The sequence below is a fragment of the Mucilaginibacter pankratovii genome, assembly GCF_014773265.1.
Lineage (GTDB): Bacteria > Bacteroidota > Bacteroidia > Sphingobacteriales > Sphingobacteriaceae > Mucilaginibacter > Mucilaginibacter pankratovii.
This window is the reverse complement of sequence record NZ_JACWMY010000002.1, coordinates 508,423-524,051: the sequence shown is the minus strand read 5'-3', so window position 1 is coordinate 524,051 and position 15,629 is coordinate 508,423. Positions and strand designations below refer to the sequence as shown.

Here is a 15,629-nt window from a genome sequence, read left to right as displayed (position 1 = left end):
TATGATAACACAAATAAGTAATGAGCTTTCGCAGCTCGATGAGTTTTTAACCGGCAATGGCGCTATTAACGAGGTAGCTTATGCGTTTGAGGAGGCCAAAAATAAAACGGCAGCGGTCAGTCCGCTTATCAACGCGGTCAGGGCGCATCAGTTTTATCAGCATTATGATAAGGCGGTTTTGCAGTGGAATTTAAAGGATGCAGATGGATACGACCTGAGATTAACGGGCAGTATCAAAATACTTTCGCCGGAGGAGATTGATAAAGATTGGAAAGGCACTGTGTATTTCGATTCAACACCAAAAGAATACGATTTGCAACGGTTTAAACCAGTGGATATGTTTTCGGAGGATGCCGTTGCCGGTATTTTCGGGGGTGACCTCCAGCATGTTATGCACCTTTACCTGTATGAGGGTAAGCCACAAAGTTTGCAGCTAACGCTTGATAATTATATACTGATGGCGCTTAAATGCCGGGGCTTTTATTTTTGGCATTACCTGGTATTGTACTTTATAACCGGCGATAAAAATGAAGTGGTTGCCGATTACGAGAGCTTCTGCAATACCATGAACCATCTGTATACTATTAATGAATTAAGAGATGAATATGATAAATTGAGAAAGATATGAAAGCATTACCCAAACGTATGATCCGCAGGCGCAAAAAAGCGCCGGCCGACGGGGCCTTCTTCAAAAAGGAAGGGCAGGAACCGGGGTTCTTTAGTGAAGCCGCCCACGATACTTTCTTCCAACCCTCGGCTGCTGCGGTGCAGCGTAAATGCGCCGATTGCGAAAAGGAAGAAAAGGCCCAGCGTATGCCCGATAAAAAGGAGGAAGACAAAAAACTGCACAAAAAAGGAGAGGAAAAAAAAGAAGAGGATAAGAAACTGCATAAAAAGGGCGACGATAAAAAAGAAGAAGACAAAAAGCTGCAGCGGCAGGAGGCGGTTTCGGGCGCTAAGGCTGCAAATACTTCGTCATATATCAATACCTTATCGGGCAGCGGTAACCCGCTGCCAAATAGCGCGCAACAGTTTTTTGGCGAACGCATGGGCTATGATTTTAGCGGTGTAAGGGTGCATAATGACCGGGGCGCTGTTGAATCGGCACAGGAAATGAATGCTAAGGCTTATGCAATTGATAACCATATTGTATTTAGCGAGGGGCAGTACGATACTGAATCGCATGCAGGTAAAAAGCTGCTGGCGCACGAGCTTACGCACATTATGCAGCAGGACGCCCGGAATACCATATCCCGTAAGGAGGGAGAAGCGGTAGAAGAGGAGCCAGCCTGTACCGCCGGCTCTGTAGACCTGGAAGCAAATACCTCTGCCGGGTACGCTAAAGGTGCTGGTACTGTAGCCAAAGAGAACAAGACAAAAAGCAAAGGTTGCCCCAATTGCGAGGACGAATGCGTTTCGGTCACCGGATCGTTGAGCGTGCCGTACAAAGTAACTACCAACATCACACTGCCTGCGGTGCCGGCAAATCTTACGCCCTGCCAGCAGGATAGGGTAAAAACAGCTATCAATGGCCCATTGGCAGCGCACGAGCGGCAACATGTAAAGGCATTTGAAACCTTTAATGGCACGCCCTCGTTACCCATTAATTACCAGGGTTGCGAAGGTGGCTACAATTCGCACCTCGAAGCTATGGCCGAGGCCGAATTCGAGCGCCGCAAGGCATCGGCTGATGCCAAAAGCGCCGCGTTAGATCCGTTTAGCGTTCCGGTTGATTTATGCTGTAAGGATAAAGAAGTGCCAAAAAAATAATAACTTTAATTGTTACACACTTAAAATCAATAAGGTGCTATACACTATCCATAAAAACACAAGTCCCGAAAACGGCATAACCGCGGCCATTGGTTTGCTTGGCGGCTTAATAACCAAACGCATCCAATCGCACGCCGGCGAAGGCTTTTTTAACCCGGATACCTGGCTTAACGATGCTTTTGCCGGGACGGAACTTAAGCAGATCTCGGCATTCCTGCCCGGGCTAAGCAATGAGGAATGGGTAATTGTTATGTTAGCGCTGGTGCCGCACGTGCAGCCCAATTTTTTTGAATCTATTATACTGCAGCATTTTCCTAACGGGGGGGATTTTTCGGAATTTGGCGGTGTAAAGGCCACCAACCAGCGCAGTATGCTGCCCACCGGCGAAACCGCGCAGTTTATCATAGCTGGCAACGATATCGGCAGGCGCTTACAGGCACAGCATTTTTTTAGGGAAGATCATTTCTTTTTTAAACTGGGTATTTTATGGCTGGAGCCGGTTAAAGAGGGCGAACCATTAATGAGCGGCAGGATAGTATTGGCGCAGGAATGGGTGGAAAAGATCTTGTTCGGCATAGAATCTTCACCACGATTCGGGCTCGATTTTCCGGCAAAACATATCGAAACCAGTATGCTATGGGAGGATGTAGTGCTGCATCCGCGAACCATGCAGCAGATAAAGGATATCAGCACATGGCTGGAATATCATCCTAAATTAATGGACGATGAAAACCTCAAACGGAAGATAAAACCGGGTTACCGTGTATTGTTCTACGGCCCGCCTGGTACGGGTAAAACACTTACCGCAGCACTTTTAGGTAAGCAATTTGGTAAAGATGTATATCGTATCGACCTCTCACAGATAGTGAGCAAATTTATTGGCGAAACAGAAAAGAACCTGGAAGGCGTTTTCAAAAAAGCTGAAACCAAAAACTGGATCTTGTTTTTTGACGAAGCCGACGCACTATTCGGCAAGCGCACCAACGTGCAAAGTGCGCACGATAAATATGCCAACCAGGAAGTAAGCTACCTGTTGCAGCGGGTAGAAGATTACGCTGGTTTGCTGATACTGGCTTCAAACTTTAAAAATAACCTGGATGATGCCTTTATACGTCGTTTTCATGCAGTGGTACATTTCCCTATGCCCGGCAGCCGGGATAGGCTTACCTTATGGCAAAAATCACTACCCGCCGGTTTTGCCTTGCACTCATCAGTTAACCTTAACGAGCTATCAAACAAATATGAACTAAGCGGCGCATCCATTTTAAATGCGGTGTACTTTGCTGCCCTGCAATGCTACGCCCGCAACGATGGCATCCTTACACAAGCCGACCTTATAGAAGGTATACGCAAAGAGTTTTTTAAAGAAGAAAAATCAATTTGAATAAATAGCGTTAATCAACGGGGGCTTTAAGGGGCATCCACAAAAGCAGGTGCCGGGCAAACTGGTAGGTCATGACAGAAGTGCCGATAGTGTGCTGGCGTGGCTCACGCTCAATGAAGTGATCCGTACTGGCGCAGTTATTAGTTTTGGCCGGGAAAGTTTTCCCGGCCAAAACCAATCCTGATATGCTGGTTCCCGTAGCCATACATTTTCTGAAGGCAAGAGCATAATCCCATAATCATAAGCCGTTAGCGGGGATTTTAGTATTGCGAAAGCCGCCGAACCGGACATTCTATTATGATTTCCGAAAATTTATAATAATAACTCTTCTACTAAGGGTAAGCTATGTTTTAATGTACTCCAGTATATGGGCGTGCTATGCCGTTGCTGGAAGGGTTTGCGACCAACGCCTATAAATTAAATCTTAGCAATAACATCAAACTTTTACCCAAACTAAAACAATAACAAATGAAAAGAAGATCTACAAAACTTTATTTGGCCCTTGTAGCTGTTATGTCAATTCTGGCTTCGTGCTCTAAAACAGATGATAACTACAATTATAAAAATATGCCCACATCCATTGAGCTGCCCATAGCTGCACATGCGGGGCCTGCAATGTTTGATAATGGCGGGTTTAAATTCAACATTGCCAAAAGCATTAGCTCTGCGCCCCAACCGCTGGTTACAACTGTGCTTTTGTCGGCAACAAAGCCGCTTAGTAAAGACGTAACGGTTACCCTAAGCGTAGATAATGGATCCATATCAGCCCTTAATGCCACACACAAAGCACTTTATACTGCAGATAGCCTGGCCGCTGTAAAAGCAGATACCGATGTGCCTGATGCTACCGACTTTAAGTACGAAATTTACCAGCCGTTACCCGCCGATGCTTACAGCGTTCCCAGTACAAAGGTAACCATACCAGCAGGGCAAACCACTGCAGACCATATTGTAAATATTATTACCGATAAGTTAACCCTTGGCGTTAAATACATGCTGCCCGTAGCAATTGCCGATGCGCAGGGTGAAAAGATAAACTATTACAGCACCGTATATTACATAGTAGGTATAAAAAGCGAGTACGAAGGTGAGGCTAAGGCCAGTGGATCAATTGCTTTTCCAGATCCCTCTATAAATAGGTCGTGGACAGACAGGGCAAAAACCTTGACAACTGTAAATGGCAACATCATACGCGCCGAAGCGGCTGACTTAGGCGGGAGTAATTATTATATGTGGTTAATAGTAAACCCAGATAACTCAGTTACAGTGATCTCGGCACCAGGCGCTGCCAATCCAAGTATCCAAACTAACGGAAGCTGTACATTTGATCCCGCTACACGTACCTTTAACCTTAATTATAAATACGTTGGAGGTACAGGCGACAGAAGAATAACTGAGGTTATTAAGCTTAACTAAATTCGATCGAAACAATTCAGCCGCTGCCGGGATGCAGTGGCTTTTTTTGTGAAAAGCGTTTTGACTTTGCGTTAAAACAATATTTTTTAATCACTATTGCATTAAAAACAACTTATTGTTAAAGAATTATTAATAATTTAGTAAAAACATTGCCATGCCCGATGAAAATTGACGTAAAGCCAACTGATAGCGAATTACTTGAACTTTTTACCACAGGTAATGATGCCGCCTTTACAGAAATTTACAACCGGTATTGGAAAAAGTTAATTGCATTAGGGTATAGTTATACCAAAGACAAGTTTGCAGCAGAAGAAATAGTACAGGAGGTGTTTGTAAGCCTCTGGAACCGGCGGGATGTTGTGAAGATTGATACCCTGAGTTCGTATCTGGCCACATCGATAAAGTTTTCTGTCTTTAAAAGCATCTACACAAAAAACCGGCGTGAGAAACTTCTGAAGCATATGCCCGGCAGTCCGCTGGCCGAACTGCCGGAAGACCTTTTCCATGCAAAGTTCCTGGAAGAATATGTGAACGGACTGGTAGAACAACTGCCCGAAAAATGCCGCCTGGTTTATCAGTACAGCAGGCAAAAAGGCCTCTCTCCCCAGGAGATAGCCGATGAAATGAATATTGCCAAAAAAACGGTAGAAGCCCATCTTACCAAAGCTCTTAAGATGCTCCGCTTAAACCTTAAAGAAATGATGGTGCTTCTTATAGTTCTTAAAGAGCTATAAAAGTATTGCTGACGGCTGCGGTAGTAATTAAATAACACTTTTTTTAAAAATATTGTACTTCAACTAAGGGTACCCCCTTGCTTATGGTACTTCTAATTAATTGCGCTGAAATGGACGAATTAAGACAGACCTATTTAATAAAAAAATATATCGACGGCACAGCTACCCAGGCCGAGCGGGAAGAGTTGTTGCTATGGTATCGCCAAAAAGGTATTGATGATAACTCATGGCCTTACCTAAGCGAGTTGGACGAGGCTGAAGCAAAAGAACGCATATTTAAGGGTGTAAAACGGCAGGTAAGTGATACGCCGTCGGCCCGGGGCCGTACCGGTACCCTTTTTTATAAAATTGCTGTTGCAGCTTCGGTAATTGGGGCGGTATGCTGCTTTGTGTTATGGCGTTTTGCACAAAAGGAAGTTGCGCCCGCGTTGATCACCATTAGCACAAGGGCCGGCGAAACAAAAACCCTTCAATTAACAGATGGCTCGGTTATTTGGTTAAGTGCAAAAAGCACGCTTACGTATCCGGCATCCTTTAAGGGGCCAACACGCGATGTAGCCTTTTCGGGGGAGGCGTTTTTTGATATTGCCAAAGATAAGCAGCACCCTTTTATTGTTAGCACAGGCAGCACCAGTACAAGGGTATTAGGTACCAGTTTTAACATATCGGCTTTAAAGGAAAACGATAATGTTACTGTAGCATTGATAACAGGGAAGGTCTCATTTACCGGTAGTAAAACGGCCGTATCGCTGTTGCCAAATAACCAGGTTGTTTACAATAAAGCAACGAAAGAAGCCAGAGTTATGCCTATTGCTGATATAGACGCAGTTGTTGGCCGGCACAATGGTTACTACGAGTATAAAAATATCCCATCTAAAGATGTGGCCGAAGATCTAGGCCGCTTATATGGTATGAATATCAAAGTAGTTGGCAACGTACAGAATTGCACGTTTTACGGCCGCATAAAGCCAGGTGAGAGCCCGGTTAAATTCTTAAAAAAGATGGCGTTTGTACTTAACGCATCTGTAACCACAAAGGATAGTGTATGGATCATTAAAGGAGGAGGGTGTAATTTGAAGTAACGATACCTGCTCATCCAAAGATCAATTAACGCCCCGTGCGAGGGGGCGCTAACTGTATCAAAAAAACATCACAGTAAACAGCTATACCTCAACGGAGTGGAACCCAGGGTACCTGCTATTTTTTAACGTTTTATCGAAGTGAATATATGAAAAATAATGTATCCCGCAATAAGGGACGCAAGTATATGCTTTTTATGAAGATAAGCACCCTCATACTTACAATTTTAAGCAGTTCAACTATCCTGATGGCAGCGCGCCCGGCAGATGCGCAGGATCTGTTGAAAAAGCACATCACTGTTAATTTAAAAAACAGCTTATTGGTAGAGGCTCTTGACAATATTTCGACTGCCTCGGGCGTAAAATTTACGTACAACGGCGCGGTAACCAACAGCAAAACGCGCATATCTGTAAAGGTTGTTAACCAGGAGCTTGGCAGGGTGCTAAATAAAGCCCTCAGCAATACTTCCTATACATTTATAGTGCTCGATGATGAAATTCTCATTCGGTACGAAGAAAAGGTACCCATTGCCAAGCCAAAACAAGCTCAGCGTATTGTTACGGGTAAAGTGGTTGATGAAAAGGGCGAGGCTTTACCCGGTGTTACCATCAGGGTTAAAAACACCACCCGCGGTGGTATCACCGATGCATCAGGAAAGTACCAGATACAGGTAAATGATGATACCGAAACGCTGGTGTTTGCCTTTATTGGTTATCAAAGCCAGGAAGTGGTGGTAGCCGATGCAAAGGTGATAGACATAAAAATGGTACCTAATCCGCAAAACGAGCTGAAAGAAGTTGCGGTGGTTGCTTACGGTACGCAGCGTAAAGTGAGTTTAGTAGGAGCACAGTCTACAGTTGACGTTGGCGAATTAAAACAGCCTGTTGCTAACATTTCTACTTTACTGGCGGGCAGATTATCGGGTATAGTTGGCGTGCAGCGTTCGGGTGAACCCGGCGGCAATAGCGCCGATATCTGGATCCGCGGTATCTCTACTTTTACCAATAACGCTACAGGCCCTTTAGTTTTGGTAGATGGTGTTACCCGATCTATAAACAACCTCGATCCGCAGGATATCCAGTCGTTCACTATTTTAAAAGATGCATCTGCAACAGCAGTGTACGGTGTTAGGGGGGCAAACGGTGTTATATTGGTGCAAACCAAGCGTGGTAAAGCAGGTAAGCCAAAAATTGATGCCGACTATTATGAAGGTTTCACTTCATTTACCCGTGTGCCCGAAATGGCCGATGGCATCACCTTTATGAATGCCGTTAACGAGGCTAATACTACAAGGGGAGGAGTTCCTAAGTATTCGCAGCAATACATTCAAAACACACAGAATAATGTTGATCCACTGCTTTATCCGAACATTAACTGGATGGATGCAGTATTTAAAAATACAAGCCGTAACAGGCGTGCCAATGTTAACATCAATGGTGGTGCACCTAATTCCCGTTACTATATATCGGCCAGTTACTATAACGAAGGCGGCCTTTTAAAAACCGACAAGCTATCTACATACAACTCTAACATTGACTACAGCCGTTACAACTTTACCAGTAACGTTGACCTGGACGTTACCAAGAGCACCAAGGTAGCTTTGGGTGTACAGGGATATGTAAGTAAGGGCAATTACCCATCTGTATCTTCCGGCGATATTTTCCAACAGGCCATGATTGTTTCACCGGTTGTGTTTCCGCTTGAATACCCGGGTGGTTTTGTACCGGGGGTAAACCCTAACGGTGATCAGCGTAACCCTTATGCCGACCTTACCCGCAGAGGTTATCGCACCAACTTCGAAAATCAGCTTTACTCTAATATCCGCGTAACACAGGATCTGGGCTCGATTATAAAAGGTTTAACCTTTAACACCCTCTTCGCCTTTGATGCTTTTAACAGTAATGGCATTACCCGCCAAAAAGGCGAGGATACGTGGTACCCTGATCAGAATACTCCTTACAAACCTGATGGTACCTTAAACCTGGTAAGAACTTACACCGGGCAGGGTAATTACCTTAACTATGGTGCCGGCAGCGGTGGCCGTAACAAGGTTTACACCGAGTCGTCTTTAAACTACGATCGCGGGTTCAGCAAGCACCGCATTGGTGGGCTTTTATTGTTTAACCAGGAGGATGAGTCGCGTTTTCCGGCAGACAACTTTACCACTTCTATCCCATATCGCCTGCGAAGCCTGGCGGGCAGGGTAACCTACTCTTATAGTGATAAGTATTTTGCCGAGTTTAACGTAGGTTACAACGGATCTGAAAACTTTGCGCCGGATAAACGTTACGGTTACTTCCCTGCATTTGGTTTAGGCTGGCTGGTATCCGAAGAAAAGTTTTTTGAACCTGTCAAAAACACTATCTCCTTCTTTAAGATCCGCTACAGCAACGGTATTGTAGGCAGCGCAGATATTGGTTTGGGCCGTAGGTTTGGTTATTTAACGCTATTGTCAGACGGTGCCCCGGGTTATACTTATGGCCAAAACAATACCAATGGCATTAGCGGTATCAATATTACCGATTATGGTGTTGATGTAACATGGTCCAGATCGCACAAGCAGGATCTGGGTTTTGATATTAGAGCGTTTCACGAAACCTTCTCTTTAACCTTCGATCTGTTTAAAGAACATCGCAGCGGTATCTTCCTGCAAAGGGCAGCTGTACCGGGTTATGTGGGCTTATCATCCGCACCCTATGCTAACCTTGGTATAGTTGAAAACAAAGGTTTTGATGCCACCATCGAACAACGCCTTAACATAGGCCAAACGGTGGTGAATTTGCGTGGTAATGTTACCTACAATAAAGATGTTGTTATTGAAAATGACCAGCCATCTCCTAAATATCCATGGAACGACCGGCGCGGACATAACATCCTGGCCGATTTTGGCTACGTAGCCGAGGGTTTATTTACAAGCCAGGAAGAGATCAACAACAGCGCTGTACCAGGATCGAAAGAGAGTATCCGCCCGGGCGATATTAAGTACCGCGATTTAAATAACGACGGCATCATTAACGCTTACGACAGAACACAGATTAGCAAGGGCGATGTGCCTTTCTTAACCTATGGTGTTGGTTTTAACGTTGCTTACAAAGGCTTTAATCTGGGTGCGTTTTTTCAGGGAACCGGCCACGCATCGCGCTATATATCTGGCAATGCTATACAACCCTTTGCAACCAATGGGGGTATCAGCAACGCTTATGCCAACATCACCGACAGGTGGACGGAAGATAACCCGAGCCAGGATGTGTTTTATCCGCGTTTAGCTTATGGCGATGGCGATAACACCAACAACACGCAGCACAGCTCGTGGTGGATAAAAGATGTACAGTTCATCCGCTTGAAAACACTTGATGTTGGATACACCTTCCCGAAAGCCACATTCAATAAATTTGGTATGAGCAACGCCCGTATCTACATAATGGGTTACAACTTGTTCACCATCAGCGATTTTAAGTTATGGGATCCGGAACTAAACACCGGCAACGGCACTACTTATCCTAACGTGAAAACAATTTCCTTAGGTATCAGCGCTCAGTTTAATTAACGGACAAACATTTATTTAAAGCAAATAAAATGAAACGAATTGTAATAGCAGCCTTTGCAACTTGCATATTAACACTTAGTCTTTCGTGTAAAAAAGGTTTCTTAGACCAGGTACCCGATGATCGCCTTACACTCGACGAGACTTTCAGAAACCGAAACTCGGCAGAAAAATTCCTGGCCAATGTATACTCGGTTATACCCGATGAAGCTTCGCAACGATTCCCGGGATCGGATAACAACATAGGGGAATGGACAGGCGGGTCTGACGAAGCCGAATACGACTGGGGTTTTGTAGCAACCCAAAATATCAATAATGGTACCTATGATGCATCAAGCGGGTTTGTAAGCGGTTTTTGGACAACTTATTACCGTGGTATCCGCTCAGCAGGAATCTTTATGGATAATGTTGATAAGGTATCAGATCTGCCGAGCTCATTAAAGGTGCAATACAAGGCCGAAGCAAGGGCTTTAAGAGCCATGTACTACTTTTGGTTGATGCGTATTTACGGCCCGGTAGTAATAACCGGCGATAAATCCATTAATCCGGATGCTTCTTTTGACGATGTACAGCTGCCCCGCAGTTCGTTTGACGAGTGTGTAACTTATGTAACATCAGAACTGGATGCAGCCATGGCAGATCTGCCTTTAAAAGCATCAAACACTAATAATTACGGCCGTATAAACAGGGCTTACGCAATGGCCATTAAATCGCAGGTGTTACTTTATGCCGCCAGCCCGTTATTTAATGGTAATACGGATTACAGTTCAATGCAAAATGCCGATGGTAAAAAACTGATCAGCGATCAGTACGATGCATCTAAATGGAAAAAAGCTGCAGACGCAGCCAAAGCGTTTATAGACCAGTTTGTACCTACCCAGTTCGATCTTTACCGGGTAAACGATGCAAGCGGCAATTATAGCCCGTACCTGTCAACCCGCGACGTAATGCTGGTAGACTGGAACAAGGAAGTAATTTATGCACGTATTGATGCCGGTATCACTAACAGGGCGTACGAACTGGCGCCATATCATTCGGGCTATGCAGATGAAGTAAGGGGCAGCGGCGGATTAGGTGCTACCCAAGCTATGGTAGATGCCTATTTTACAGCAAACGGCCGTTCCATAGACGATCCTGCTTCGGGTTATGTAAAAACCGGGTTCTCCGATTTTCAGGCACCCTATGATGATAAGGCAAGGCGCACTTATAACCAATGGGCAAACCGCGAACCGCGCTTTTATGTGGGTATTACCTACAATGGCAGCAAATGGCTAAATACCAACAGCGGCGAAGTAATTACCGAAACATATAACACGGCCAATTCCGGAAAACAAACAGGCGGTAACGATTATTCGCCAACTGGCTATATTGTGCGCAAAAACATTGTAACCGGCGACTGGAGACAAGGTGGCCGGTCATGGGTAATGCTGAGGCTTGCCGAGATCTACCTGAATTATGCCGAAGCTTTAAACGAAGCGGAGCCAGGTAATGCCGACGTGCTGAAATATGTAAATCTCATCAGAAACAGGGCGGGTGTGCCCGAATACGGCAGTGCCAATCTGCCTGTGCCTGCCGGCCAGGCTGCCATGCGCGACGCTATCAGGAGAGAACGCAGGGTAGAACTTGCCTTTGAAAACAGTCGTTTTTTTGATACGCGCCGCTGGAAAATTGCCGAAGTTACAGATAACGGTCCATTCAAAGCATTAAACATCAGCGCCAACCTGCCCGAGTTTTATAACCTGGTAACGTTTGAGAACCGCGTGTTTAACAAAAGGCATTATCTGTATCCAATTCCCCAGAAAGATGTTGACAGTGATAAACAATTAGTTCAAAATACCGGCTGGTAACAATTTAAAAACTGAGGGGCATCTTCGGATGCTCCCTCAGTTTTAATACAATGGCATCCATCCTACACTGCCGCTAAAATCATGGCAGAAAAACACCTTTAACAACATGACCTTAAAAATCAGTTTAACACTGTGCGCATTAGCATTTGCGGCAGTGATAGAAAGCTCATGCAGCGAAACCAGGCCACAGCGCAATCAAACGCAGCGTACAGCCGCCGACACTTCAAAGACTGGCACGCCGCCGCTTAAATGGAAGGAACACTGGTTTGAGCATGATCTTACTGTATCCAGAACATTCTATGATAATAACGCTGCTATTTACTATGATGATAATATGCCGCGCAACATAACGTGGCCAAACAAGGTAATATCTGATGCCTGGGCCTACGTTAGGAAAACATATGGCAGTTTTGGCGATTCTACCCGTGTATATGCTATTTTCCATAAGGTGGTTGATGGGAAACTTGGCGGCGGGCACCCCGCTTCGTATTTCGATGACAGCCACGATTTTAGGAACGTTATTGACTGCGGGTTGGACGACTGGACAAATCCAACCGGCCAGCAGATAGGAATGCCGATACACGAGCTGGGCCATATAGTATGCGGTGCCAGCCACGGTGTAAAAGGTTCTCCATCTGATGCCCTATGGGGCGATAGTAAATTCATGGAGATCTTTATTTATGATGTGTACCTCCATATTGGTTACGAAGCTGAAGCAGCCAAAGTGTTTGCTGAAATGCAGTCAAAACACGATAATTTCCCGGCTGCAAATACCCAGTGGTTTAAAAACTGGTTCTATCCAATTTATGATAAGCATGGTAAAGCCGCGGTACTAAATAAATACTTTGAGCTGCTTGCCAGTTACTACCCAAAAAAGAACGGTAACGAGTTTGACCATGATCTTAACTGGGGCGAGTTTGTACACTTTTGGAGCGGCGCTGCCGGCATTAACCTAAAAACGCAGGCAACTACCGCCTTCGGTTGGAACGCCAAATGGGAAGCAGAATTTAACAAAGCAAGAAAAGATTTCCCGGCGCTTAAGTATTAAACCGGTTTGCCTTACATAAAGCCCTACATCAACCTATGAAAACATTAAAAATAATTACCGGCATTGCCTGTTTAGTTATCCTAATGCCGTTTATTGCCTGCGCGCAATCGTCAAACTTTAAGTTATCCGGTAAAATTGGCAATTTAAATAAGCCGGCAATGGTCTACCTGGATTATATGGATAACGGCAAAAGCCACGAAGACTCTACCGAATTAATTAACGGTGCATTTAGCTTTTCCGGGCAAATAGCCGATCTCGCCACAGCACGGATGGCACTTGCACCAAACGGAGGCGGTAAGCAATTTGCTATTTACCGGGGTGGCGATGCCATCTATTTTTATTTCGGTAAAGAACAGATCATGATGGCCTCGAAGGACTCATTAAGCAACGCGCTTGTTACCGGCTCTAAAACGTACGATGAATTTGCGGCTTATACCAAAACGGTAGGCGGCTCCATCATGGCGCTTACCAAAGCTGTAAACCTTGATTTTGCAAGCGGCACACCCGAGCAGCAAAAAGATACCACCTATATAAAAGCCGTTGATGCACGGTTTCGAAGGGCTATAGCTGCACGCAACGAAAAGCAATTGAAGTTTGCCAGGGAAAATCCGAATTCTTATTTCGCCCTGGTGGCTTTATCAGAAGCAGCCGGCAGTAAAGTAGATGTAGCTGTGGTAGAGCCCATATATAAAACGCTAAAGCCCCAATTTAAGCAAACCGATATGGGCATTGAGTTGGCCCAGCGCATAAAGGCGGCCAGTACAATTGTTGTTGGCAACCAGGCACCGCTGTTTACACAAAACGATGAAACCGGAAAGCCACTTTCGTTAGCGGCCCTAAAGGGGAAAGTAATCCTCATTGATTTTTGGGCAAGCTGGTGTGCCCCCTGCCGTGCGGAAAACCCCAATCTTGCACAACAATATCAGCTTTATAAAGACAAAGGTTTCGAAATACTTTCGGTATCGCTGGATAGCGATAAAAAGAACTGGACCGGCGCCATTCAGCAGGATGGAATGCCCTGGAAACACGTATCCGACTTAAAAGGCTGGAACAATATGGTTGGCCGTTTATACGGTATCAGGGCTGTACCGGCTTGTTTCCTGATTGATGCTAACGGTAAAATAATAGCTACGGATATAAGGGGCGAAGGCCTTAATGCCAAACTCGCCGAGATATTTAACAAGTAATTACAAAGCGGTAAAGCCGCATTAATAAAAATAATATGTTCAAACTTAAAGCCTTTTGCTTTATACTTTTTGCTGCCATATCGTTAAACGTAATAGCGCAAACGGCGCCTAAAGAGCCGGTAAAAACACTTGCTCAATTACAGCAAGATTTTGTTGACCTCCGCTTCGGAATGTTCATTCACTTCAACATCCCAACTTACATGAACCAGGATTGGGCGGATCCGGAGGCATCACCCGCTTTGTTTAACCCAACAAAACTCAATTGCGATCAGTGGGCAAAAGCGGCAAAGTCGGCTAACATGACTTATGGTTGTATTACCACGAAACATCACAGCGGTTTTTGCATCTGGGATACCAAAACAACCGACTATAACGTAATGAATAGTCCGCTAAAAAAGGACGTGGTTAAAGAGTATGCAGATGCCTTCAGGGCCAACGGTCTTAAGGTATTCCTGTACTATTCAATTTTAGATACCCACCACAAGCTTAGGCCTAATGCCATTACGCCAAAGCATATTGATATGGTTAAGGCGCAGATAACCGAACTGATGACTAAATACGGTAAGGTTGATGCCTTGATCATTGATGGCTGGGATGCACCATGGTCGCGTATCTCTTATGACGATGTGCCATTTGAAGCAATATACCGCCTCATTAAATCTCTGCAGCCCAATTGCATGGTGATGGACCTTAACGGCGCAAAATATCCGGCAGAAGGAATGTATTATACCGATATCAAGACCTATGAAATGGGGGCGGGGCAACGCGTAGCAACAGACAAAAACAGGATGCCTGCGCTGGCGTGCCTGCCTCTGCAATACAACTGGTTCTGGGAAACCAACCATCCAACTGATCCTGTAAAATCGCCGGCAAAAATTGTGAATGATATCTTGATTCCGCTTAACAACGTAAGCTGTAACTTTATATTAAACGTTGCGCCAAACCGCGATGGCCTTTTTGATGATAACGCACTTGTAGCGCTAAAAGAGATAGGCAGGCTTTGGAAAAACCAGGGGCCGGGCACAAAGCTTCCGTTATTAGATGCACCTGTTATATCACGTAACCTCGCCAAAAAAGCGTTCGCCAATTCCAGTTGGAGCGATGATTCGGCGATAATGGATTATGCTAACGACGATGATTTCGGAACCTCGTGGGTATCAAACCCTACTGTTAAAGCACCATGGTATGAAGTAACATTAAAAAAGGGCCAGGCCTTTAATGCAGTTGTTATAGCAGAGCAGAAAGCCAATATTTCTGACTACAGCGTAGAGTACTTTGTAAACGGCACCTGGAATACTTTATTTAACGGACAAAACGCCAACAGAATTAAGGTGCACCGTTTTGCAACAGTTATAGGTGACAAAGTAAGAATATCTATCCGTAAGGCAGACAGCCAGGTATCAATTGCAGAATTGCAGGTTTACAACGAAAAAAAGATAACAAGCGCTGCTTCCAACAGGCAATAGCTTTAAGCACAGCAATCAATTAGTTCTCATAGTTAATTATCCGGAAGCCGGTTTTACCGGCTTCCTTTTTTTATCCATTGCGGCATGAGTAAGCGACAGCTTTCAATGGCAATCATTATTCAACAAAAAGACACTTCAATCTGCGGCGGGCAC

At 44.9% G+C, this 15,629-nt stretch carries 12 protein-coding genes; 11 read left to right on the top strand and 1 reads right to left on the bottom strand.

Annotated elements, in window-relative coordinates:
* Window position 1 precedes the first annotated feature (1 nt).
* The 3 genes from IDJ77_RS05020 to IDJ77_RS05010 are packed head-to-tail and all read left to right on the top strand — an operon-like array spanning window position 2 to window position 3,154.
* Window positions 2-628: a hypothetical protein gene (locus IDJ77_RS05020; RefSeq protein WP_191187832.1), complete on the top strand. Its 627-nt coding sequence runs from the start codon at window positions 2-4 to the stop codon at window positions 626-628.
* Window positions 625-1,770: an eCIS core domain-containing protein gene (locus tag IDJ77_RS05015; protein ID WP_191187831.1), complete on the top strand. Its 1,146-nt coding sequence runs from the start codon at window positions 625-627 to the stop codon at window positions 1,768-1,770. Before IDJ77_RS05020 ends, IDJ77_RS05015 begins: the two co-directional genes overlap by 4 nt.
* 34 nt (window positions 1,771-1,804) lie before the next feature.
* Window positions 1,805-3,154: an ATP-binding protein gene (locus IDJ77_RS05010; RefSeq protein WP_191187830.1), complete on the top strand. Its 1,350-nt coding sequence runs from the start codon at window positions 1,805-1,807 to the stop codon at window positions 3,152-3,154.
* 10 nt (window positions 3,155-3,164) lie between these two features.
* Here the strand turns inward: IDJ77_RS05010 and IDJ77_RS05005 are convergent, their stop codons facing one another.
* On the bottom strand, window positions 3,165-3,359 hold the full coding sequence (locus tag IDJ77_RS05005; RefSeq protein ID WP_191187829.1) for a hypothetical protein: 195 nt from the start codon (window positions 3,357-3,359) through the stop codon (window positions 3,165-3,167).
* Between the two features lie 263 nt (window positions 3,360-3,622).
* Between IDJ77_RS05005 and IDJ77_RS05000 the strand changes: the two genes are divergently transcribed.
* From IDJ77_RS05000 to IDJ77_RS04965, 8 genes are all read left to right on the top strand, one after another.
* Window positions 3,623-4,570 carry a DUF1735 domain-containing protein gene (locus tag IDJ77_RS05000; protein ID WP_191187828.1) on the top strand — a complete coding sequence of 316 codons (948 nt, stop codon included), beginning with the start codon at window positions 3,623-3,625 and terminating at the stop codon, window positions 4,568-4,570.
* A gap of 161 nt (window positions 4,571-4,731) precedes the next feature.
* On the top strand, window positions 4,732-5,304 hold the full coding sequence (locus IDJ77_RS04995) for an RNA polymerase sigma-70 factor (RefSeq protein ID WP_191187827.1): 573 nt from the start codon (window positions 4,732-4,734) through the stop codon (window positions 5,302-5,304).
* Window positions 5,305-5,414: 110 nt separating this feature from the next.
* The gene (locus IDJ77_RS04990) at window positions 5,415-6,386 is read left to right on the top strand and encodes a FecR family protein (RefSeq protein WP_191187826.1); all 972 of its coding nucleotides are present in this window, start codon (window positions 5,415-5,417) and stop codon (window positions 6,384-6,386) included.
* Between the two features lie 146 nt (window positions 6,387-6,532).
* On the top strand, window positions 6,533-9,931 hold the full coding sequence (locus IDJ77_RS04985) for a SusC/RagA family TonB-linked outer membrane protein (protein WP_191187825.1): 3,399 nt from the start codon (window positions 6,533-6,535) through the stop codon (window positions 9,929-9,931).
* 29 nt (window positions 9,932-9,960) lie between these two features.
* Window positions 9,961-11,775, top strand: a complete 1,815-nt coding sequence (locus IDJ77_RS04980; protein WP_191187824.1) for a RagB/SusD family nutrient uptake outer membrane protein — start codon at window positions 9,961-9,963, stop codon at window positions 11,773-11,775.
* Window positions 11,776-11,881: 106 nt separating this feature from the next.
* Window positions 11,882-12,823, top strand: a complete 942-nt coding sequence (locus IDJ77_RS04975) for a hypothetical protein (RefSeq protein ID WP_191187823.1) — start codon at window positions 11,882-11,884, stop codon at window positions 12,821-12,823.
* 35 nt (window positions 12,824-12,858) lie between these two features.
* Window positions 12,859-14,010, top strand: a complete 1,152-nt coding sequence (locus tag IDJ77_RS04970) for a TlpA disulfide reductase family protein (protein WP_191187822.1) — start codon at window positions 12,859-12,861, stop codon at window positions 14,008-14,010.
* Window positions 14,011-14,045: 35 nt separating this feature from the next.
* Entirely contained in the window at window positions 14,046-15,476 is a 1,431-nt protein-coding gene (locus tag IDJ77_RS04965) for an alpha-L-fucosidase (RefSeq protein ID WP_191187821.1), read from the top strand.
* Window positions 15,477-15,629 lie beyond the last annotated feature (153 nt).

Excerpts from the sequence above, each read along its gene's own strand:
- IDJ77_RS05000 (WP_191187828.1), top strand. The coding sequence starts at position 3,623 with ATGAAAAGAAGATCTACAAAACTTTATTTGGCCCTTGTAGCTGTTATG.
- IDJ77_RS05020 (WP_191187832.1), top strand. The coding sequence starts at position 2 with ATGATAACACAAATAAGTAATGAGCTTTCGCAGCTCGATGAGTTTTTA.
- IDJ77_RS04985 (WP_191187825.1), top strand. The coding sequence starts at position 6,533 with ATGAAAAATAATGTATCCCGCAATAAGGGACGCAAGTATATGCTTTTT.
- IDJ77_RS04970 (WP_191187822.1), top strand. The coding sequence starts at position 12,859 with ATGAAAACATTAAAAATAATTACCGGCATTGCCTGTTTAGTTATCCTA.
- IDJ77_RS04990 (WP_191187826.1), top strand. The coding sequence starts at position 5,415 with ATGGACGAATTAAGACAGACCTATTTAATAAAAAAATATATCGACGGC.
- IDJ77_RS05005 (WP_191187829.1), bottom strand. The coding sequence starts at position 3,359 with ATGGCTACGGGAACCAGCATATCAGGATTGGTTTTGGCCGGGAAAACT.
- IDJ77_RS04980 (WP_191187824.1), top strand. The coding sequence starts at position 9,961 with ATGAAACGAATTGTAATAGCAGCCTTTGCAACTTGCATATTAACACTT.
- IDJ77_RS04965 (WP_191187821.1), top strand. The coding sequence starts at position 14,046 with ATGTTCAAACTTAAAGCCTTTTGCTTTATACTTTTTGCTGCCATATCG.
- IDJ77_RS05015 (WP_191187831.1), top strand. The coding sequence starts at position 625 with ATGAAAGCATTACCCAAACGTATGATCCGCAGGCGCAAAAAAGCGCCG.
- IDJ77_RS04975 (WP_191187823.1), top strand. The coding sequence starts at position 11,882 with ATGACCTTAAAAATCAGTTTAACACTGTGCGCATTAGCATTTGCGGCA.
- IDJ77_RS04995 (WP_191187827.1), top strand. The coding sequence starts at position 4,732 with ATGAAAATTGACGTAAAGCCAACTGATAGCGAATTACTTGAACTTTTT.